This is a genomic window from Streptomyces sp. PTL18, assembly GCF_059510295.1.
Genome location: NZ_JCAJZO010000001.1, coordinates 592,618 through 612,366, shown reverse-complemented (window position 1 = coordinate 612,366; position 19,749 = coordinate 592,618). Strand labels below are relative to the sequence as shown.

The 19,749-nt window shown below is 70.4% G+C and carries 14 protein-coding genes and 7 pseudogenes; 9 read left to right on the top strand and 12 right to left on the bottom strand.

Annotated features, from left to right (window positions below):
• Nucleotides 1–90: 90 nt before the first annotated feature.
• Entirely contained in the window at nt 91–879 is a 789-nt protein-coding gene (locus AC5WS8_RS02895) for an SDR family oxidoreductase (RefSeq protein ID WP_496101631.1), read from the bottom strand.
• Nucleotides 880–959: 80 nt separating this feature from the next.
• On the opposite strand from AC5WS8_RS02895, the gene AC5WS8_RS02890 reads away from it, so the two are divergent.
• The 5 genes and pseudogenes from AC5WS8_RS02890 to AC5WS8_RS02870 all read left to right on the top strand — a co-directional run.
• Entirely contained in the window at nt 960–1,817 is an 858-nt protein-coding gene (locus tag AC5WS8_RS02890; RefSeq protein WP_496101630.1) for an enoyl-CoA hydratase, read from the top strand.
• Nucleotides 1,817–2,986 (top strand): acyl-CoA dehydrogenase family protein, encoded by a 1,170-nt coding sequence (locus tag AC5WS8_RS02885; RefSeq protein WP_496101629.1) that lies wholly within the window; start codon nt 1,817–1,819, stop codon nt 2,984–2,986. The genes AC5WS8_RS02890 and AC5WS8_RS02885 overlap by 1 nt, the downstream gene beginning before the upstream one ends.
• The gene (locus AC5WS8_RS02880) at nt 2,986–3,975 is read left to right on the top strand and encodes an acyl-CoA dehydrogenase family protein (RefSeq protein WP_496101628.1); all 990 of its coding nucleotides are present in this window, start codon (nt 2,986–2,988) and stop codon (nt 3,973–3,975) included. Before AC5WS8_RS02885 ends, AC5WS8_RS02880 begins: the two co-directional genes overlap by 1 nt.
• Nucleotides 3,976–4,103: 128 nt before the next feature.
• A pseudogene (locus AC5WS8_RS02875) lies at nt 4,104–4,265 on the top strand (MarR family winged helix-turn-helix transcriptional regulator); the annotation flags it as partial.
• Nucleotides 4,266–4,270: 5 nt separating this feature from the next.
• Nucleotides 4,271–4,548, top strand: a pseudogene (locus AC5WS8_RS02870) (MBL fold metallo-hydrolase); the annotation flags it as partial.
• Between the two features lie 202 nt (nt 4,549–4,750).
• Here AC5WS8_RS02870 and AC5WS8_RS02865 read toward each other — a convergent pair.
• From AC5WS8_RS02865 to AC5WS8_RS02840, 6 genes and pseudogenes are all read right to left on the bottom strand, one after another.
• Entirely contained in the window at nt 4,751–6,025 is a 1,275-nt protein-coding gene (locus AC5WS8_RS02865; RefSeq protein ID WP_496101627.1) for a glycoside hydrolase family 6 protein, read from the bottom strand.
• A gap of 159 nt (nt 6,026–6,184) precedes the next feature.
• Nucleotides 6,185–6,520 carry a hypothetical protein gene (locus tag AC5WS8_RS02860; protein ID WP_496101937.1) on the bottom strand — a complete coding sequence of 112 codons (336 nt, stop codon included), beginning with the start codon at nt 6,518–6,520 and terminating at the stop codon, nt 6,185–6,187.
• A gap of 118 nt (nt 6,521–6,638) precedes the next feature.
• Nucleotides 6,639–7,451: a MerR family transcriptional regulator gene (locus AC5WS8_RS02855; protein WP_496101626.1), complete on the bottom strand. Its 813-nt coding sequence runs from the start codon at nt 7,449–7,451 to the stop codon at nt 6,639–6,641.
• Between the two features lie 135 nt (nt 7,452–7,586).
• Nucleotides 7,587–7,793, bottom strand: coding sequence for a hypothetical protein (locus AC5WS8_RS02850; RefSeq protein ID WP_496101625.1), 207 nt, complete (start codon nt 7,791–7,793; stop codon nt 7,587–7,589).
• A gap of 187 nt (nt 7,794–7,980) precedes the next feature.
• Nucleotides 7,981–8,274 carry a hypothetical protein gene (locus AC5WS8_RS02845; protein ID WP_496101624.1) on the bottom strand — a complete coding sequence of 98 codons (294 nt, stop codon included), beginning with the start codon at nt 8,272–8,274 and terminating at the stop codon, nt 7,981–7,983.
• 89 nt (nt 8,275–8,363) lie between these two features.
• Nucleotides 8,364–9,083, bottom strand: a pseudogene (locus AC5WS8_RS02840) (MFS transporter); the annotation flags it as partial.
• Between the two features lie 1,192 nt (nt 9,084–10,275).
• Between AC5WS8_RS02840 and AC5WS8_RS02835 the strand changes: the two are divergent.
• Together AC5WS8_RS02835 and AC5WS8_RS02830 are read left to right on the top strand one after the other, a co-directional pair.
• A pseudogene (locus tag AC5WS8_RS02835) lies at nt 10,276–11,736 on the top strand (glycoside hydrolase family 10 protein); the annotation flags it as partial.
• Between the two features lie 395 nt (nt 11,737–12,131).
• The gene (locus AC5WS8_RS02830; protein WP_496101623.1) at nt 12,132–13,775 is read left to right on the top strand and encodes a glycoside hydrolase family 27 protein; all 1,644 of its coding nucleotides are present in this window, start codon (nt 12,132–12,134) and stop codon (nt 13,773–13,775) included.
• Nucleotides 13,776–13,955: 180 nt separating this feature from the next.
• Here AC5WS8_RS02830 and AC5WS8_RS02825 read toward each other — a convergent pair whose 3' ends face one another.
• Nucleotides 13,956–16,607, bottom strand: coding sequence for a glycosyl hydrolase (locus tag AC5WS8_RS02825; RefSeq protein ID WP_496101622.1), 2,652 nt, complete (start codon nt 16,605–16,607; stop codon nt 13,956–13,958).
• Nucleotides 16,608–17,255: 648 nt separating this feature from the next.
• Between AC5WS8_RS02825 and AC5WS8_RS02820 the strand changes: the two are divergent.
• Nucleotides 17,256–17,444: pseudogene (locus tag AC5WS8_RS02820) on the top strand (transposase); the annotation flags it as partial.
• A 110-nt stretch (nt 17,445–17,554) separates the two neighbouring features.
• On the opposite strand, the pseudogene AC5WS8_RS02815 reads toward AC5WS8_RS02820, so the two are convergent.
• The 3 genes and pseudogenes from AC5WS8_RS02815 to AC5WS8_RS02805 all read right to left on the bottom strand — a co-directional run.
• Nucleotides 17,555–17,639 (bottom strand): annotated as a pseudogene (locus AC5WS8_RS02815) (XRE family transcriptional regulator); the annotation flags it as partial.
• Between the two features lie 27 nt (nt 17,640–17,666).
• A pseudogene (locus AC5WS8_RS02810) lies at nt 17,667–17,834 on the bottom strand (transposase); the annotation flags it as partial.
• Nucleotides 17,835–18,247: 413 nt separating this feature from the next.
• Nucleotides 18,248–18,634, bottom strand: a complete 387-nt coding sequence (locus AC5WS8_RS02805; RefSeq protein WP_496101621.1) for a hypothetical protein — start codon at nt 18,632–18,634, stop codon at nt 18,248–18,250.
• A gap of 120 nt (nt 18,635–18,754) precedes the next feature.
• Here AC5WS8_RS02805 and AC5WS8_RS02800 point away from each other — a divergent pair, with 120 nt between their 5' ends.
• On the top strand, nt 18,755–19,216 hold the full coding sequence (locus AC5WS8_RS02800; RefSeq protein ID WP_496101936.1) for a transposase: 462 nt from the start codon (nt 18,755–18,757) through the stop codon (nt 19,214–19,216).
• Here AC5WS8_RS02800 and AC5WS8_RS02795 read toward each other — a convergent pair.
• Nucleotides 19,108–19,743: a hypothetical protein gene (locus AC5WS8_RS02795; protein WP_496101620.1), complete on the bottom strand. Its 636-nt coding sequence runs from the start codon at nt 19,741–19,743 to the stop codon at nt 19,108–19,110. The two genes, AC5WS8_RS02800 and AC5WS8_RS02795, sit on opposite strands and share 109 nt — an antisense overlap.
• Nucleotides 19,744–19,749 lie beyond the last annotated feature (6 nt).

Sequence of the window (19,749 nt, the reverse complement as noted above, 5' to 3'; positions counted from 1 at the left end):
GTGTCGTTCACGCAAGGTGATGCCCGCCGGCACCCTCGACAGGTACCGGCGGGCGATCTCCTCAGGGCTGGGCACCGGGTCATCGCCGTCTCAGGCGTGCTGGCTGCTGACGGAGACGATCTCGCCGGTCATGTACGAGGAGTAGCCGGAGGCCAGGAAGACGATGACGTTGGCGACCTCCCACGGCTCGGCGTACCGTCCGAACGCCTCGCGTGCGGTCAGCTCCTCCAGCAGTTCCGGTGTGGTCACCTTCACCAGGTGCGGGTGCATCGCGAGGCTCGGCGCCACCGCGTTGACGCGGACGCCGAACCCGGCTGCCTCCAGGGCCGCGCACCGGGTCAGCGCCATCACCCCCGCCTTCGCGGCGGCGTAGTGGGCCTGGCCCCGCTGCGCCCGCCAGCCGATCACCGACGCGTTGTTGACGACCACCCCGCCGCCACCGGCGGCCTTCATCCGCCGCATCGCGGCCCGCGTGCACCGGAAGGTGCCGCCCAGTGTCACGTCGAGCACCGTGGCCCACTGCTCGTCGGTCATGCCGACGAGATCCGCGGTGCCGCCGAGTCCGGCGTTGTTCACGACGATGTCGAGCCGTCCGTGCCGCTCCTCGACGAGATCGAACAGGGCGGCCACCTGGTCCTCGTCGGTGACATCGCAGGGCAGGGCCGCGACCCGGTCCGCCCCGAAGGTGTCGGCCAGTTCCGCCGTGCTCTCCTCGAGCCGGCGCGTGTGCGCGTCGGAGACGACGACGTGCGCCCCCTCCTCCAGCAGCCTGCGCGCGGTCGCCGAGCCGATGCCGGCTCCGGCCGCCGCGGTGACGACGGCACCACGTCCCACCAGCAACTGGTGGCCGGGCACATAGGGCGGCGGGGAGGTGGTCATGGTCGGCTCCGGTCGGCTCTCGACGGCTGACGCCTCGTCAGGTTAGTCTACCGAACACTTGTTAGGGAAGGAGGGGGCGGATGGCCGCTGCCCGTACCGCGTCCGGGGAACCCGTTCGCTACGAGCGCCGGGGGCCCGTCGCCGTGGTCACGATGGACCGGCCCGACTACCGCAACGCCCAGAACTCCGCCATGACCTACGCCCTGGACCGGGCCTTCTACCGGGCGGCCGAGGACGACGAGGTGAAGGTCGTGGTCCTCGCCGGAGCGGGCGCGCACTTCTCCGCAGGGCACGACATCGGCACCCCGGAGCGGGACGCGCACCTGCCGTTCGAGCGCAGGGCCGGACTGTGGTGGGACCACTCGGACAAGCGGGGCGCGGAGAGCCGCTTCGCCCGCGAGTCGGAGGTCTACCTGGGCATGTGCCGCCGCTGGCGCGAACTGCCCAAGCCGTCCATCGCCTCGGTCCAGGGCGCGTGCGTCGCGGGCGGTCTGATGCTCGCCTGGGTGTGCGATCTGATCGTCGCCTCCGAGGACGCGTTCTTCGCCGACCCGGTGGTCCGCATGGGCATCCCCGGCGTCGAGTACTTCGCCCATCCATGGGCGATGCCGCCGCGGATCGCCAAGGAGTTCCTGTACACGGGCGACCGCATGACCGCGCGGCGGGCGTACGAGGTGGGCATGGTCAACCGGGTCGTGCCCCGCTCGGAACTCGTCGAGCGCACCATGGAACTGGCCACCCGCATCGCCGACATGCCGCGCATGGGCCTGGCCCTCGCCAAACGCGCCGTCAACCAGGCCGAGGACCTGCAGGGTCTGCACGCCGGCATGGACTCCGTCTTCGGACTGCACCACCTCGCCCACGCGCACAACGCCGAGACGGCGGCCGACCCGCTCGGCGGCATGGACGTCCGTGCGATGAAGGAGGCCGGAGCCTGATGGACCTGGACTTCTCGGCGGCCGAGGACGCCTTCCGGGCCGAGGCGCGCGCCTGGCTCACCGCCCACGTCCCCGGCGCGCCGCTGCCCTCCCTGGAGACCGAGGAGGGCTTTGCCGCGCATCGCGAATGGGAGCGCACGCTGTCCGCCGACCGCTGGTCGGTGGTGTCCTGGCCGGAGGAGTACGGCGGCCGGGGCAATTCGGTGCTGGAGTGGCTGATCTTCGAGGAGGAGTACCACGCGGCCGGGGCCCCGGGCAGGGTCAGCCAGAACGGCATCAACCTGCTGGCCCCGACCCTCTTCGAACACGGCACGTCCGAGCAGCGCGCCCGCATCCTTCCCCCCATGGCCACCGGCGAGGTGATCTGGGCCCAGGCCTGGTCGGAACCCGAAGCGGGCTCGGACCTCGCATCCCTGCGCTCCACCGCCCGACGGGTCGGCGGCGGCCTGCTGCTGAACGGCCAGAAGACCTGGTCCTCCCGAGCCGCCTTCGCCGACCGCGCCTTCGGCCTCTTCCGCAGCGACCCGGACGCGGACAGGCCCCACCGCGGCCTGACGTACGTGATGTTCCCGCTCGACGCCGACGGCGTGACCGTACGGCCCATCCGGCGGCTCGACGGCAAACCGGCCTTCGCGGAGTTGTTCCTCGACGACGTCTTCGTGCCCGAGGAGGACGTCATCGGCGAACCCGGGCAGGGGTGGCGGGTGGCGATGAGCACCGCGGGCAACGAGCGCGGCCTCATGCTGCGCAGCCCCGGTCGTTTCACCGCGGCCGCCGACCGTCTGACCCGGCTGTGGCGGGACCGGGCCGACCCCACCGACACCGCGCTGCGCGACCGGGTCGCCGACGCCGTGATCGGTGCCCGCGCCTATCAGCTGTTCACCTACGCCGACGCCTCACGCATCGCCTCGGGCGGGTCGATCGGCGCCGAGTCGAGCATGAACAAGGTGTTCTGGTCCGAACTGGACATCGCCCTGCACGAGACCGCTCTCGACCTGCTCGGCCCGTACGGCGAACTCGCCGGCCACGCCGACGAGGCGCCCGGACTGGGCAGTTGGGCCGAGGGCTACACCTTCTCCCTGGCCGGACCGATCTACGCGGGCACCAACGAGATCCAGCGCGACATCATCGCGGAGCGGCTGCTCGGCCTGCCGAGGGGACGCCGGTGATGCGGTTCCTCCTGGATGACGAACAGCGGGCGTTCGCGCGCTCACTGGACGCCATGCTGGTGGCGGCGGACACTCCGCGAGCCGTCCGCGCCTGGGCCCACGGCGACCACGGCCCCGGACGCGCCCTGTGGACCCGCCTGGCGGAGTCCGGTCTCTTCGGCCTGGCCATCCCCGAGGAACACGACGGCCTCGGGGTTCTCCCGGTAGAACTCGCCGTGGCCTTCACCGAGTTGGGACGCCACGCGGTGCCCGGCCCGCTGGCCGAGACCGTGGCCGCGGCCATCCTGCTCGACCGCCTCGGCGACCGTTCCGCAGCCAGTGCCTGGCTGCCCGGCATCGCGTCCGGCAAGACGATCGCGACCCTGAACGCGCTCACCGACGGCAGCCCCTACGCGCTGGACGCGGACGTCGCCGACCTCGTCCTGGTCGTAGCAGGCGACACCGTGCGGGTCGCCGCGTCCACGGGCCCCGTGCAGCCGTCCGCCGACCCGGCCCGTCGGCTGTCCCGGCCGGCGGGCGGCACCGTCCTGGCCGAGGGACCGCACGTGCCGCGCGCCGCCGCGCACGCCGCCGACGCCGCCGCCCTGGCCACCGCGGCGCAGGCGCTGGGCCTGGGCCGGGCCCTGTTGGAACAGACCGTCGCCCACGTGCGGCGACGCCACCAGTTCGGCCGGCCGATCGGCTCCTTCCAGGCCGTCAAGCACCGTCTCGCGGATGTCCTCGTCGCCCTGGAATTCGCCGAACCGCTCGTCCACGCCGCCGCCCTCTCCCTGGCGTCCGCTGTGCCCCGGGCCCGCCGGGACATCGCGGCGGCGAAGGCCGCGACGGGCGGGGCAGCGTACCTCGCGGCCCGCACGGCCCTGCAGTGTCACGGCGCCGTCGGCTACACCGAGGAACTCGACCTGTCCCTGTGGATCCGCAAGGCCCGCGCCCTGCGCACGGCCTGGGGCGCACCGTCGGCCTGCCGTGCTCGCGTTCTCGCGCCCTGAACCGTGGCGCCGGCCGAGCCGGAACGAGCGCCAGGGCCGGCCCCGCCCCGGCCCGCCTCGGTCCGACGGCCGCTGTGCGGCATGATCGGACGATGGTTTACGCGTAGGACGCGAGGGGAGCCGGGGTCGTGGACGAACAGGCGGAGATCTCGACGCCGCGGGAAGCGGCCGACAACCCGCTGGTCCTGGCCTTCGGCCGGCTGCAGGGAGCCGCGAACCGGCTCGAGTACATCGTGGGCCGGTCGCTGGAGCAGGAGTGCGGCATCACCCACCTCATGTACGAAGTGCTGGGACCATGACCACCCTCTCCTGCAAGGTCCTGGACCTCGACTTCCCCGCCGGGTCCAAGAACAGGACCGCCACCCTCGTCACCGGCGAGAGGGGGCCCTCCTGGCCGACGCCACCTTCACCCGCGCCGACGACCGCCGCCTGGCCGCCGAGATCCTCGACTCGGGCAAGACACTGACCACCGTGTTCGTCAGCCACGGCGACCCCGACTTCTCCTTCGGAGCCGAAGTGCTCACCGACGCCTTCCCGGAGGCGAAGTTCGTCGCCACCGCGATCGTCCGCGAGACCATGGCCGACTGACTCTCCGCACCACCGGCCGAACACCGCCCCCTGCGGCGCACGGCCCGTACAAGGGTCGGCCGGGCGCGCCGCGGCATCGCGGCTCGCAGTCAAGGCGTACGCAGCCAAGGGCGCCTGACGGGCACCGGTCCCGGTCAGGCCCCTGCGGGCCCGGTGGCCGGACGCGTACGGAGGCGTCCGACCGGACTCAGTGGTCGAACGTCAGGCGCGGTACCGCGTTGCGGGCCAGTGTGTGGGCCTGGTCGGGCCACCAGGTGCCGGCCGGCGGGTCGACGACGCCGTACTCGGGATCGATCGTGCCGCCGGTGCTGCGCGTACAGCTGCCGTCGGATTCACCGGGGGTCTTCACCCACAGGTACGCGTCGACGAGCGGGACGCCGGTGTCGGCGGTGGGGCGCGGGCCGAGACCGCGGCCGGGTGCGTTGCACCAGCTCTCCGGGTCACCGCTGTACCTGCCCGGTTCCGGCGTCCAGGCGCCCCGACCGTTGCGGCTGGTGTCGATCACGAAGTGATGCAGTTCGCCGGCCGGCGGGGTGCCCACGTTCTGGTCGAACCAGGCGTCGGTCCACCGCCAGGTGGTGGGGTCCGAAGGGGAGACGGCGTTGCCGGGGGCGCCGTCGTTCGGCGCGGCGGACGAGTAGTACTGGCTGGCGCACCAGTCCGCGTGGCCGCGTGCCCGCTCGGGTCCTTCGGTGGCGAACCAGATGCACTTGGCGATCCAGGTGCCGTATCCGGCGTTGTGGTCGGTGGGGTGGTAGTTGGACACGTTCAGGGCGAAGCCGTCGCCGTACCGGACCCCGGCGTCCTGCAGTCGCTGCGCGATGTCGCCGACAGCTCGCCACTGCACGTTGCCGGCGTCCAGGTAGACCGCGGTGCGGGGCCGGGCCTTCAGGGTCTTCACGGCGTAGGCGAGGTCGGCGATGCGGGCGGCCGTGAGTTCGCCGGTCGGGTCGGCGGCGGGCCCGCAGTCCCGGGGAAGGTTGGCCAGGCCGTCGGGTTCGACGACGATCACCGCCCGGTCGTCGCCGATGCCGGCGGCGAAGGCGTCGATCCACTGGCGGTAGGCGGCGGAGGATGCGGCTCCGCCGCTGGAGTACTGGGAGCAGTCCCGGCCGGGGATGTCGTAGGCGACCAGGACGGCGGTCTGGTCGACGGCCCGGGCCCGGTGGACGAGCTTGTTCACCTTGACGCGCACCTCGTCGGGCGTGCCCTCGGTGAACCACTCGGCCTGCGGCCGACTCGCGAGCCGGGCCATGTTCGCGGCGTTCTCGAGGTCGCCGTTCCTGAGGTCGACGATGGCCTGCTGCGCGGCCTTGCTGTGGGGGTCCACGTAGAACTTCGTGGCCGGGGTGATCACGCCCTGCGCGGGTGCGGCCTGCGCCGGCGTCGTGGTGAGGGCGGCGCAGGCGGTGAGGGCCGCGATGACGGCGGCCGTGCGGAGCCGTGGGCTGCGTGGTTTCATGGCTGCTCCTGGTCGGTGGATGGCTGGGGGAGCGTCCGCGTCCGGGGCGGGCTGTCGACCGCCTGTGCGGAAGGCGGTGAGGGGACGGCCCGGCTGTGGCGGACGGTACCCGTGACCCGGTTGTGAAGGAGGGACGTGCGAGGTCACGGCGATCCGCGATCAGTAGCCGTAGATCATCTCGTAGGCGGCCTCGGGTGTCCGGTTGTGGACCCGGCTCCGACGCCGCAGTTGCCGTCGGACTCGCCCGGCGTCTTGCTCCACAGGAGCACGTGGTCCTCGGCGTCTCCGTCCTTCCGGGTGGGGTGCCGATGCGGCGGGCCTGTCGAGCTGAGCCCGGGGCATGCAGCCGTCGTCCGAGAGGGAGTCCGGTTCGAGGAGGACCAGGGCGGGGCGGTTGGCGATCCCGCCGGCGAACCGGGCGATCCAGCTCGCGTAGGCGGACGGCGAGGCGGCTCCGCCGGCGGAGTGCCCGCCGCAGTAGTCGCGGTTGTGGATGTTGTACGCGACCAGTGTCAGCTTTCGAAGTCGGCTGCGCTGATGTCCGAAGTCGGCTGCACTCGCTGACGCCGGATCATGCCGGGGTCAGCCGGGGTGTCGGCTGACCCCTCTCCCATCAGGCCTTGGCCACCGGTTCCTGGAGCTCGGTCACCCACTCGTTGTGATTGTCGGGGCACTCCAGGTTGACCTCCCGCGGGTAGCCGATCGAGCGGTAGCCATTGGCGTCGATCCAGCGGCCCAGGGTCTGGATGGTGGGCAGGACGGTTTCCATCGAGCCGCGGTGCACGATGGTCGCCGCCTGCTCGACGGGCGGCAGGTCCACGATCCGCAGCCCCTCGTCCTCCCTGAGGGGGACGGAGACCTCGACGCCCGCGTGGATGAGAACCCCGCCGTCCGGAGCGTCCTCGTAGGAGGCGATACCGGGCCCGGAGGGAGCGATGCCCGCCGCCTCCAGACGCCGGAACAGCTCGCCGTACAGCGGTTGGATGACCGGCCCGATGGTGTCGAAGTTCGGTGCCGAACCGGTAAGTTCGGCTACCCGAACGCTCGGCAGGCGTTTCAGTACAACGTCGTTGCTGGGCATCTGCCCCTCGCTCTCGATCGAGCGGAGCCTCGCCTCGACCTGGACCAGCCGGGCAGCCGCAGCCGTCATTGCGGCCTCCAGCTCGGCCCGTCGCAGGCGGAGCATGGCGCGCAGTTCCTCGGTTGTGACCTTCTCGTCCAGGATCTCCTGGACCTGCTGGAGGCTGAAGCCGAGGTCCTTGAGCGCGATGACGCGGTTGAGGCGGGCCAGCTGGGCGGCCGTGTAGTAGCGGTAGCCGGAGGCCGGGTCGACGTGGGCTGGGCGCAGTAGGCCGGTCGCGTCGTAGTGACGCAGCATCCGGACCGATACGCGGCCGTGCCTGGCGAAGTCTCCGATGGTGAACATGATGTCTCCGAGTTGACCGCCTGACACGGTGAGAGGGTCAAGAGCCTGCTTCGCGGCCGGGCGGCGGCCGCGGCGTGGCCACAGTCAGCGGGGCGAGCAGTGCGCCAGCCGCGCTCTTGCCGCTTCTTGCCGCGGTCATCCCTGTGGACAGCGGTGCAGGGAGGTCTTGGGGATGCCGGCCTTCGCACCGATCTCGCCGTAGCTGGCGCCCTGGCCCCTGAGAAGCCGCGCGTGCTCGATCTTGTCGGAGGGGCGGGTGACAGGGCGGCCGATGCGGCGGCCGGCGGCTTCGGCGACGGCGCGGACGCGAGCGGCGCGTTCGGCGGTGAAGGTGCGCTCCACTTCGGCGAACAGGGCAAGATCGGGGACGCCGACAACGGGCCGCCTCGCTCCCCTCCCGCGCGGCAGTGGAGGGGACCGGCTCCAGCCGGGCGATCCGCCGCACCACCGTCCCCCGCGAGGGAGCCCGCAGGCTCCGAGCCCGGCACTGGCGCGCGATCTCCCGGTGAACGGCCGTCACACTTCGACGCTACCGGGTCAGGTATCGCTTGCGCAGCACCTCCGTAACGATCGCCTCGGCCTCGTCCGGCAGCCGCCCGTCCCCGCGGCCGCCGCTGGAACGGCCCGGCAGCAGATCCGACACCTGCCCCTCACCCGCGCGCCACCGCCCGAGTAGCACGTACAGCTGGCGCCGGGATCTCCCCAGCATCGCCGCGGCCTCGTCCTCGTCCGCCAGCCCCACCCTGGCCTTCTCGGCAGGTGGCCCGATCACCTCGGCCTGCCGCACCGCGGTATCCCACTCCTGCGCGGTCAGCACCCCCACGGGACGAAGTGTCGGCAGACGGTCGTTTGCCGACACTGAGGACCGGTCCGGCATGTGACCGGATCAGCCTGGTTATGGACGGCGGTTGTTCAATCATTTGTGTGTCGAACCGGTGATGCCTGCGGTGTTGGTGCTTGCGTCGGGCACGTGGAGGTCGTGCCGTGTCCTTCCTGGTAGGCCGGGCGCCGGGGTAGCCGCGACGCAGGGAGCAGGCCGAGGGCGGCGAGTGCGGCCAGGACCAGCAGGGCCGGGCTCATCGTTGAAACAGCGGACCCGGTTGCGCCTGCCGCGACGGCGATGCCCAGGGTCGGCCCGATGTTCATGGCGGTCTGCTTGAGCCCACCGACGACCCCGGCGTACCCGGGCGGCGCGTCGCCGACGACGGTCCCGGTGGCAGTGACCATCACAGTGGCGAACCCGGCACCGATGACGGCAAGGGCCGCGGTCATGGCCATCCACGGGCTGGTCGGACCGAGCCGGGACAGCCCCGCGATGCCGACCGCAACGAGGGCCGTACCGGCGATCGCGGTGCGGCGCGCACCGTACCGGCGCAGTGCGGCGCCCGCGGCCGGTGCGCCGAGGACCATGAGCGCGGTCAGCGGAAGGACGCGCAGACCGCTGGCGAGCGGGTCGAGGCGGAGTGTGTCCTGGAGGTGGAACGTGGCCCTGAACAGTGCGCCGAACAGGCCGGCGGTGGTCACCAACAGGATCGCCATCGACGCCGTCACCGGTGCGGACCGCGCCACGGCCGGCGGAACGATCGGGTGGGTGGTGCGGCGTTCGTGCCAGGCGAGGACCGCTGCGACGCCTGTGACGGGGTGTCGCGCGAATCGATTTCACGCAAGCGCTTCGACGGGAAGCTTCGACCGGCGGTGTGTGGGGTCAACGGCGTCCGGGAGGCGAATGCCGCGCCGACGCGCGGGTCGAGGCGTGGCCGTGTGGACCAGTGCCCCCCGTAACGGCCCTCGATCATCCCGGCTGGGCGACTTCACCGCTGCTCACCCGCGTGATGGTGACTCATCCGGGCCTGGCCGTCGCGCACTCGCGTGGCCCACCGCTCCCGCTCGACGGCGGTCATGCCGGTGTCCTCCTGCCGCCGTGCCGTAACCTCCCGCCCCCGCCGAGAGCGTCGAACCGCAGAAAATCAGCCTTCGAATCGATTCCGCGACAACGTTTGCAGCCGGGGGTCCGCACCCTTGACGGCCCGTCAAATCGGGAGCACCGTCTCCCCCGAAACCTCTCTGCAATCTCGCTGCAAAGCAGTGCCTTGAAGCGCTTCCGATGGCCAGCGCCATCAACGCAACCCCACCGGGTTGCGCCGGCACGGTACGGAGATCGGATGAGAACCACACGTACGAGACGCCACCTGCTGTCCGGGCGCCGTGGTGTGCCACGGTTACGCGTCGCGCCACGGCGCCATGGCAGCCCGGAAAGCGTGCCGGATGAGGCACACGTTCCTCCGCCGGTGCGCTCGCCCTGCTCCCGGACGAAATCCTTCGCCCGGGCGGGGCCGCAGCGGCACGCGTCGCCGGGCACTGGTCCACGCCCCGGCCACGGCCGGCACACTCCGGGCCGCCACGTCCGACGGCAACGGGGTCTCAACCGACCTGAACGGTTCCGGCCCCCTGGTCGGCTCACCGTTCGGCCAAGGACTCCTTGCCACCACGTGTACGTGGACGGCAAGGATGCACCGCGGGCGGCGATCCAGGTGCCCCGCCTCGGCTTCGCCTTCACCCGGACCGGCCTGACCGTCGCCGACTCCTCTCTCACCCGGCAGTGGTCCGCGCACTCCGACGGCACGCTGCGGGCGCCCGTTCAAGTGCCTCGACGCCACCGGCCGGGGTACCACCAACGGCACCAGGATCGAGATCGGGGACTGCAAACGGTGGCGCCAACCAGCAGTGGACCGCTTTGCCGGTCACCTCGGCCCGAGACCCGACCCCACCGCGGCACCGACCCGTGATCGGTGCCCCACCCCCCACACGAGGAGACTGATCCCTCATGTCCTGGCTCACTGAGGAGCCCCGCCTCCGCAAGGGCCTGACCCTGGCCACCGGACTGACAGCCGGCGCGGTACTGGCCCTGGCCGGAACGGCGGCCCCCGCCGCTCATGCGGCTTCCGGCACGCTGGGCGCGGCCGCGGCCGGCAGCGGCCGCTATTTCGGCACGGCCGTGGCTGCCGGGAAGCTCGGCGACTCGACGTACTCCACGATTCTCGACCGGGAGTTCGACATGATCACCCCGGAGAACGAGATGAAGTGGGACACCACCGAACCGGCCCGCGGCACCTTCGACTTCGGCCCGGCCGACCAGATCGTCGGCCACGCCACCGCGCACGGGCAGCGGATGCGCGGCCACACCCTGGTGTGGCACTCCCAACTGCCCGGCTGGGTCGGTTCCATCACCGACGCGAACACGCTGCGCAGTGTGATGGACAACCACATCACCACGGAGATGAAGCACTTCAAGGGCAGGATCTACGCCTGGGACGTGGTCAACGAGGCCTTCGCCGACGGCGGCAGCGGCCGGCACCGCAGCTCGGTCTTCCAGAACGTGCTGGGCAACGGCTTCATCGAGGAGGCGTTCCGTACCGCCCGGGCCGCCGACCCCGCGGCCAAGCTCTGCTACAACGACTACAACATCGAGAACTGGACCGACGCCAAGACCCAGGGCGTCTACGACATGGTGCGCGACTTCAAGTCGCGCGGTGTGCCCATCGACTGCGTCGGTTTCCAGTCCCACTTCGGCACCGGCGGGCCGCCCGCCGGCTTCCAGACCACGCTGTCGAACTTCGCCGCCCTCGGCGTGGACGTACAGATCACCGAACTGGACATCGCACAGGCGCCGGCGACCGCGTACGCGAACACCGTCAAGGCGTGCATGAACGTCGCCCGCTGCACCGGCATCACCGTGTGGGGGATCCGGGACAGCGACTCGTGGCGGTCCGGGGAGAACCCTCTGCTGTTCGACGGGGGCGGCAACAAGAAGCCGGCCTACGACGCGGTCCTGACCGCGCTGGGCGGTAGTACGGGGAACTCGGGGGGCATCGTCTCGGGCGCGGTGTACTGGTTGAGCGACGTCACTGCGGGGCGGGTGCTGGACGTGCCGGGCGGGCGGACGGCGAACGGCACGCCCGTGCAGATCTGGGACGCCAACGGCGGTGCGAACCAGCAGTGGCGGGCGAGTCGGAACGCTGATGGTTCGTACACGCTGACCAACGTCGGCAGCGGGCGGGTCCTGGACGAGCCGGGTGGTCAGACGGGCAACGGCACACGGATGGAGATCTGGGACGTCAACGGTGGTGCGAACCAGCGCTGGCGGGCGAGTCGGAACGGCGACGGTTCCTACACCCTGACCAACGTGGCTTCCGGCCGGGCGCTGGAGGTTCCCTCCGGGCAGAGTGCCAACGGGACTCCCGTCCAGGTCCGGGACTCCAACGGCGGCGCCAACCAGCACTGGAACCTCGGGTGAGGTGATCGGCGCCCAGCGCGCGCTCCAGCCCTCCGGACCGTTTCGGGAGTACCCGAACGGACACCCGCGCCCGGCACGGCGGCCGTCGCCGGACGCGGGTTTCGGTATGCCGTAGTGACCATCCGACCAGGGCAAATCATGGGATGGATCGGCTTATCCATCTGTGAGAATGGTCTATTGACAGGGCATCAGGCCTGTGGGATCACTGTGTGACATGGGATGTCTGAGTGTTCTCTGTGGGTGCTTTCGGGCACTCCGACGGGAGCGGTCGACCCCTCTTGCGAGGGAGGTCCGGGACTGCAACGAAAGGACCCCGACGCGACCCGTCCCGCCGCCCTGCATCGCCCTTTCCCCGACCTCGGCCCAGGAGTCGATGACCTATGCCCATGACCACCGCGAGAACCAGGCGCCTACGGCCGCTGCCCCCGCTGCTGTCCCTGCGCAGGACCCTGGCGCTCACGTTCTCGGCCGTGCTGCTCGCCGTGACCGTGCCCCTCCTCTCCCTCGGAGCGGCGCAGACCGCCGCCGCGCTCGACAACGGACTCGCGCTGACCCCGCAGATGGGCTTCAACGACTGGAACGCGTACGGCTGCAACGTCTCCGAGTCGCTGATCAAGTCCACCGCGCAGGCGATGCACACCAACGGCATGCAGGCGGCGGGCTACTCGTACGTCAACATCGACGACTGCTGGATGACCCACAGCCGCGACTCCGGCGGCCACCTGGTGCCGGACCCGGCCAAGTTCCCCGACGGCATCAAGGGCACCGCGGACTATGTGCACTCGCTGGGGCTGAAGCTGGGGATATACGAGGACGCGGGCACCGCGACCTGTGCGGGGTACCCGGGCAGTCTGGGGCACGAGACCACGGACGCGCAGTCGTTCGCGTCGTGGGGTGTGGACTACCTGAAGTACGACAACTGCAACAACACCGGTGTACCGGCGCGGACCCGGTACACCGCGATGCGTGACGCCCTGGCGGCCACCGGCCGGCCGATCCTGTTCAGCCTGTGCAACTGGGGTCAGGAGAACGTGTGGACCTGGGGCGCCGGCGTGGGCAACAGCTGGCGCACCACCGGGGACATCAACGCCGGCTTCTCCAGCATGCTGTCGATCTTCCACAGCAACGTGGGGCTGGCTTCGTACGCCGGCCCCGGCCACTGGAACGACCCCGACATGCTGGAGGTCGGCAACGGCTCGCTGACGGCCACCGAGAGCCGCAGCGAGTTCAGTCTGTGGGCCGAGATGGCCGCCCCGCTGATCGCGGGCACCAACATCCCGTCGGCCGGTGCGGACACCCTGTCCACCCTGACCAACCGCCGGGTGATCGCGGTCGACCAGGACGCCCTCGGCAAGCAGGGCACCATGGTCTCCTCCTCCGGCGGCCTGGATGTGCTGGCCAAGCCACTCGCGAACGGGGACGTGTCGGTGGCGCTGTTCAACGAGACGGGCTCGACGGCGACCATCACCACCACCGCGGCCGCGATCGGGAAGACCGGGGCGTCCGCCTACGCCCTGACCGACCTGTGGTCGGGCGCGTCCTCGACCACCTCGGGCACCATCAGCGCCTCGGTGCCGGCGCACGGCACGGTGATGTACCGGGTCGCGGGCGGCACCAGCGGCGGCGGCACCAGCGTGACCGGTGAACTGCACGCGGTGGGTGCGGGCAAGTGCCTGGACGTACCGAACTCGACCACGACCGCCGGTACCCAGGTGGAGATCTGGAGCTGCAACGGCGGCGCCGACCAGACCTGGACGCACTCCGCCTCCCACCAGCTCACCGTCTACTCCGGAAGCAGCCAGATGTGCCTGGACGCCTACAACAACCAGACCACCCCCGGGACAAAGGTGGAGATCTGGCCGTGCAACGGCCAGACCAACCAGCAGTGGACGCTGAACTCCAACGGAACGATCACCGGCGTCCAGTCCGGCCTGTGCCTCGACGTGACAGGCGCGGCCACCGCCGACGGAACCCTCGCCGAGCTGTGGACCTGCAACGGCGGCAGCAACCAGCAGTGGACGCTGGGATGAGTCCTCCTTCCCTCGGCCACCGGCAGCTGCGGTGCCGCCGTGCGGTGGCACCGCACGCCGTGTAGCAGTGGGACAGCTGTTCCGGCGTCTGCGCGCCCTGGAATCCGCCGAGCGGTCCAGGGGGCCTCGGCCCCCTACCCGGACGTTGCCGGGTAGGGAGTGGAGGGACTGGGTGTGGTGTTACGGCGTCGGCGTCTTCCAGATTCCTCGGCCGTGGGTGGCCACGTACACCTGGCTGCCGTCAGGGCTCGGCGAGAGGTAGACCGCGGGTGAGGTGGGCAGGTTCGTTCCCAGGCGCGCCCAGTGGCCGGCCGAGGTGCTGGTGAACACGCCCAGGTCGGTGGCTACCACGAGGGTGCCGTCCTTGGTGACGAGCGCCGAGTTTGCCGGGGCGTCCGGAAAGGAGTCCGTGGCCGCGGGATCGCCGCTGATGTCCGTCCAGGTGGTGCCACCGTCGGTGGTCTTCCAGACATGGCCGTAGCCGGCGCCCGGGCCCTCGTTCCAGTGCCGTGAGAAGCCGTTGATCACCGCGTAGACCGTCTTGCCGGAGGCGTCGGACGGGTCGATGGTCAGCCCGGAGATGTAGCGGTTCGGGAAGGCAGCGGGCAGGCTCACCTGGTGCCAGGCGCCGCCGTAGTCGGTGGCGATGCCCCTTCCGAAGGTGCCGTCGACCTTCGAGCACGGGCCGCACCAGGCCGCCCACGTCACGTGGCCCCGGCTGGCGACCGCCGAGGCGGAGTGGCCGGCGCCCAGGTCGTACAGCTTGGTCCAGTCGGCGCCGGAGGTGCTGTTCCAGGTCTTGGTGTTGCCCCAGACGTACTGGCCTCCCGCGACCCACAGGCCGTTCGGGTCGGTCTCGTCCGCGCTGAACGGGGCGATGAAGCGGGCCCCCGGATCGCCGGGCGCGATGTCGGTGATCACGTCCTCGGAGCCGTCGTCGCTCGCGGTGTAGCCGCAGTTGTTCGTGATCTGCAGCGCGAGGTCGACGTATTCGCCGACCGTCTGGCAGCCGTTGGCCGGGTTCACCAGCTGGTCGCCGCCGTCACCGCCGAACGGGGAGACCATCTGGCCGTCCGGGTTCAGCTGCTGTCCCCGGTAGGTGGCGCCCTTGGGCGCGAGCAGCGAGACGCCGTTGTCCTGCAGGCCGCCCCAGACGGCTTCGCCGCTGCCGTCCGTCATCTTCCCCGCGCGCACCGAATAGTACTGGAGGGTGCGCAGGGTGCCCGATTCGTTGAGGTTGCGCCAGCCGGCGGTGGTCTGCGCGGTGGGGCGGGCGTAGGCGCCGCCGTCGTTGCCGACGAACACTTCCGGCGTGCTGCCCTTCCACTGGGAGAAGGCGAGGGCGTGCTGGTCGGAGTGCATCACGTTGCCGTCACAGGTGTTCTGCGCCGGATCGTAGCTGAAGCACCCCATGCCGAAGTTCCAGTAACGGCCGATCGCCTTCCAGGTGGCTCCGCCGTCCCGGGACTCGAACATCTCCTCGAGTCCCAGGTAGACGTGGTTGGGATCGCTCGGGTCGACCGCGATGACCTGGTCGTACCACGCCTGGGAGCCGGGCTGGTAGCCGGTGCCGATCTCGTTGACCTTCATCGCGGAGCCGCTCGTCGACAACGCCGAGGAGGTCGCGATCTGCTTGAACGGGCCGTCCGCGTTGCCGCTCTGGCTGACGTACACACCGGCGAGAACGGAGTACACGCCGGAGCCGGACGACTTGTTGAGGAGTTTGGGGGACTCCATGGAGACGTACAGCCTGCTGCCGTCGGCCGCGTAGGCGAAGGCGGCGTTGCCGATCTCGGCGGGGTTGATCGCACCGCTCGGGTTGGCGCGCTTCCAGGTGGTGCCCGCGTCGGTGGAGTAGTAGAAGCCGTTGTAGTCGGCGCCGCTGCGCCAGGCCACGTTGGCCAGCAGCTTGGTGCCGTCGCTGCCGGGCTGTACGGCGATGTCGTTGGCGATGTCCGCGTAGTGGCTGTCCACTCCGCAGCTCACGCCGTCGATGCCGACGCCCGCGCAAGGGGCCAGGACCTTCGTCCAGGCGGTGGACTGCCCGGCCGACAGCGGACGCCGGAAGACACCGTGCGAGGACGCCGCGAAGACGTACCCGGCGGCCTTGTCGAAGGTGAGGGTATGGATGGAGCTGCCGTCCAGCTCGGTGCCGCCCACCTTGTCGCTCTCGCTGAAGGTGCCGGTGACCGGGTCCGCGAGCCGGTAGACACCGCTGCCGAGGTAGTTGTCGGAGGCGGTGGTGGCCTCTCCGGTGGCCAGCCAGAGCGAGCCGTCGGGCGCGACCGCGAGGGCGCCCACGGACAGAGCGGGCAGCCGGTCGGCGATCGGCGACCAGGTCCTGCCGTCGTCGGCGGAGCGGAACACGCCACCGCCGGCGGCGCCCGCGTAGACCACGCCCTGGTGCGTCGGGTCAGTGGCCAGGGCCGCGATACGGCCCGCAGAGTGCCCGGCGCCGCCACCGGAGTTGGAGGCCGACTGGTCACGGTAGTGCAGCGCGTCCTCGTTGTACGGGGAGGTGGTGACCTCGCTCCAACTCCCGGGACTGACCGGCATGCTCTTGATGTGTGCCCAGGCGCCGGCGTACGCACCCGACGCGATCTGGTCGCTGGGGGAGAGCCTCGGCTCGTTGAACGCGTCGAGGGACTCCATCAGTTCATGGGACTCCTCGCCCGCCACGTCATGGCGGCTGGAATTCGTGTCGCTCACCCCGTACGCGGTGACGGATCCCGTCCCCGCTATCAGGAGTGCCGCGGCGACGACGGCGAGTGCCCCTCTGCCGCCGCTCTCCGCCCCGCGGCGCGATCTGCGCCGTGCGGAATACACACGCATGGACTGTCTCCGGCTTCTTCGGCGTAAGTCGCGGCCGCCCCTACGACCGCACTTGATCCCCTACTGCCGAGCGCCGGAACCGTACTCCCGCACCCCCCCTCAACCCCAGAGGTTTACAGCGACTTTACAGCCCAACAAACGTAACGATTGTCAAAAATGGCCTCGCTCGCCATTTCGCCTCTCAGGGTGACGGCACACCTCATCACTTGCAGCGCGGTCGGCCGCTCATCCGTTACCGACGGCGACCTGCCCAGCCACGGACCCGGCCGCGGCCACGTCGGGGTGCAGATGGGCGGCTTGCCCCCAGGGTGAGCCCGACAGGGGCGCCTGCCGGGCATCGGACCTGGTCAGGCGCCCTCTTCTCGTGTCGGGAAGAAGCCGAGCTTCTTCGGCGAGTACGACACCAGCAGGTTCTCGTGCGGAAACTGGCACGGGGTATCGACTAGGGTCTGATCAACGAGGTGGCGCTGGTACTCCAGTCTGACCTCGCGATCTTGTCGCGCACCCGGCTGGGAACGGGTACGGCCACCGCGTGATCATCGGGGGTTGTGTGGACTCCTGAAGATCGTGCGGTGGCCGCATGCCATGGCGTAGACCCTGCCCGCTGGCGGGCGACGTTCGACCAGGTCATGGCCCGGATCGCGGGTGATGATCGAGGCCGCGCTGGACGCGGGGATCACCGCCTCCTGGATGACCGGCGACGAAGCCTACGGCCAGGACCCTCAGCTCCACGCCGCCCTCAAGGCGCGCGGCATCGGCTACGTCCTGGCCGTCGCCTGCTCGACACGGGTGAGAATCAACCACGGCCGCACTCCCGCCCGCGCCGCCTCGAAGGCGGCGGCCTCCATCAGTTCCGGCCGGCGCCACGGGCCCGACCCCGAAGCCGCTGTCTTTCAGGCTGTCGATCATCTGGTCGGCCTCGTCCGGGGAACGGTCGAGCTCCTGGGCAAAAAGCGCACTCGCCGCCTTGAGGATCTCGTTCGCCCGCTTCAACTCCGTTAGTTCTTTGCGGAGTTGCTTCAACTCCTCGTGCTCCGCGGTAGTCGGCCGGTCGCCGCGTTCGCCGGCGTCCGCCTCGGTCTGGCGGACCCAGCCGCGCAGGGCCTCCTTGTGGATGCCCAGGTCCTTCGCGACATGCGCGATCGGCCGGTCCGTGGTGCGGACCTCGCGGACGGCCCGCTCGCGGAGCTCGTCCGGACCAGGTCGGGTCTCCCGGCGTTTTCGCACCCCCGGGCTCCCAACAGAATCGTGCGTAACAGTCTCCCGTTACACGGCTCTTGTCCTCCTGATCAGCGGAACTCTGGTGTCCATGCCCACTGGGCGAAGAGCCTCGGGTACTGGCCTGTGCTTCAGCAGTGATTGACCGCTGGCCCGCGGAGAGCGCACCGGAGGAGAGACACCCCGGACGAGCCCGATGAGCGAATTCGTGCAGCGGAGCAGGCCGGGCTGTTGCTGGCTATCTGGTGAAGCAATGTTGTTCCGGGGCGGCCCCCCGGTTTGTGGACGGGAATCTGTCCGCTGCCATCCAATCGCGTCGCGTGACAGCGAACCTGTCGTGCCGGCTTTCCGCCTGCCGGACTGCCCCGGCCGCTGCGCCGTCGCCGCGAGCGCGCCGTACGAGTGATGGCCGGGTTGCTGCGCTATGAGCGGGCGGGTGCGTGCGTCACCTCGTGTCGTGCTCCTGTGGCCACTCCGCCGGTGATCTTGCCGTCGGGTGTCAGGGTGAACCGGGTTCCGTCCATCACCGTCGTGGCACTGGCCCGCGTGCCGTACGCCTTCATGGTGAAGTCCTCCGCTTTGCCCATGTATACATGCGCCTCAGAGGCGTTGCTCCACGAGTTGACCCGCACCTGCACTCCCCAGTGGTTCACCTGCGGCTTCTCCCGCCACGGCCCCCAGCTGCTCTGCGGCAGCAGCCCGGTGCCTCGGCCCGAGAACACGTACCAGCTCGCGAGGCCAAGCATGATCGCAGCGGCGACGAGCGCAAACGCGGTCGACCGGCGACGGATGCGGGAGGAGTGAGCCACTTGATGGGTTCCTTCATGGTTCGGGGAGGGCTTCGCCGCAGTCCAAGACGGTCCCCGGCCGGGGCGCGTTCCTGACCGCCGGGATCAACCGACTGAACCCCCAAGCCCTACCAGACTGACCTGTCCGAAAAGCAGTGGGCGCTGGGCGAGCCGGTGATCGCCGTGGAAGGTCGCGCACCCCCTCGGCCAGCGGTCACCGGGGGCCGGTACGAGATGCGGAAGATCGTCAACGCGCTGCTCTACCAGGGCCGCACTGACTGCCAGTGGGACCTGCTTCCGCACGACCTGCCGCCGCGTGGCGCGGTGATGTACTACTTCGCCAAGTGGCGCGATGACGGCACCGACCGGACCATTCACGACCTGGAGATCGTGGATCGCAACCCGGCCCGGACCGGGTTCGTGCCGATCCCCAAACGGTGGATCGTGGAGCGCGCCTACGGGATCTTGATGCTGCACCGCAGGCTGGTGCGCGATTACCGGCACCTGCCGCGCAGTTCGGAGTCGCGAGTGCACTGGGCGATGACCACGGTGATGCTGCGCCGGCTGACCGAGGCCACCGCTCCGTCCTGGCGCAGCACATGACCGGCGGGGAGCTGACCCTCGGGGCGGTACATGCGCGGCTGGAGGAGCAGGAACGGCAGATCGCCGCGCAGGCCGAGATCGATCACGCTGTCCACCACCTCGGTCACCGGCTTGGATGCATCGATGATCGTCGCGCCAGGGCTTTCGTAGATCGCTCGCATCCGAGGGTTCCACTTCAGGGCCGCTGCGAGCTCTTCGGGATGTTGACCGAATGCGTTCGTAGTGCGGGTCGCGAGCCGGTGACGGAGGGTGTCCTCGTCGATCACCAGGCACACGATGACGTCGAAAAGGTCGCGGACGTCTGCCTCGTTCTCCGCCGACCCACACAAGAACGCGATGCGGAAACGAGACTCCTCGACGAGGGTCTCAACACGCTCACGGACAATCGCCCACCCGTATCGATCGAGCCGGCCCCCGGGAACCGGATACGGAGGATCCATCACGACCTCGCCCCTAGCTCGGTCGATCCAGCGACTGAAGCCGTCCTCGTCGGCGTCGAGCGCAACGTAGCCACGCTCTCGCAACACCCCGCA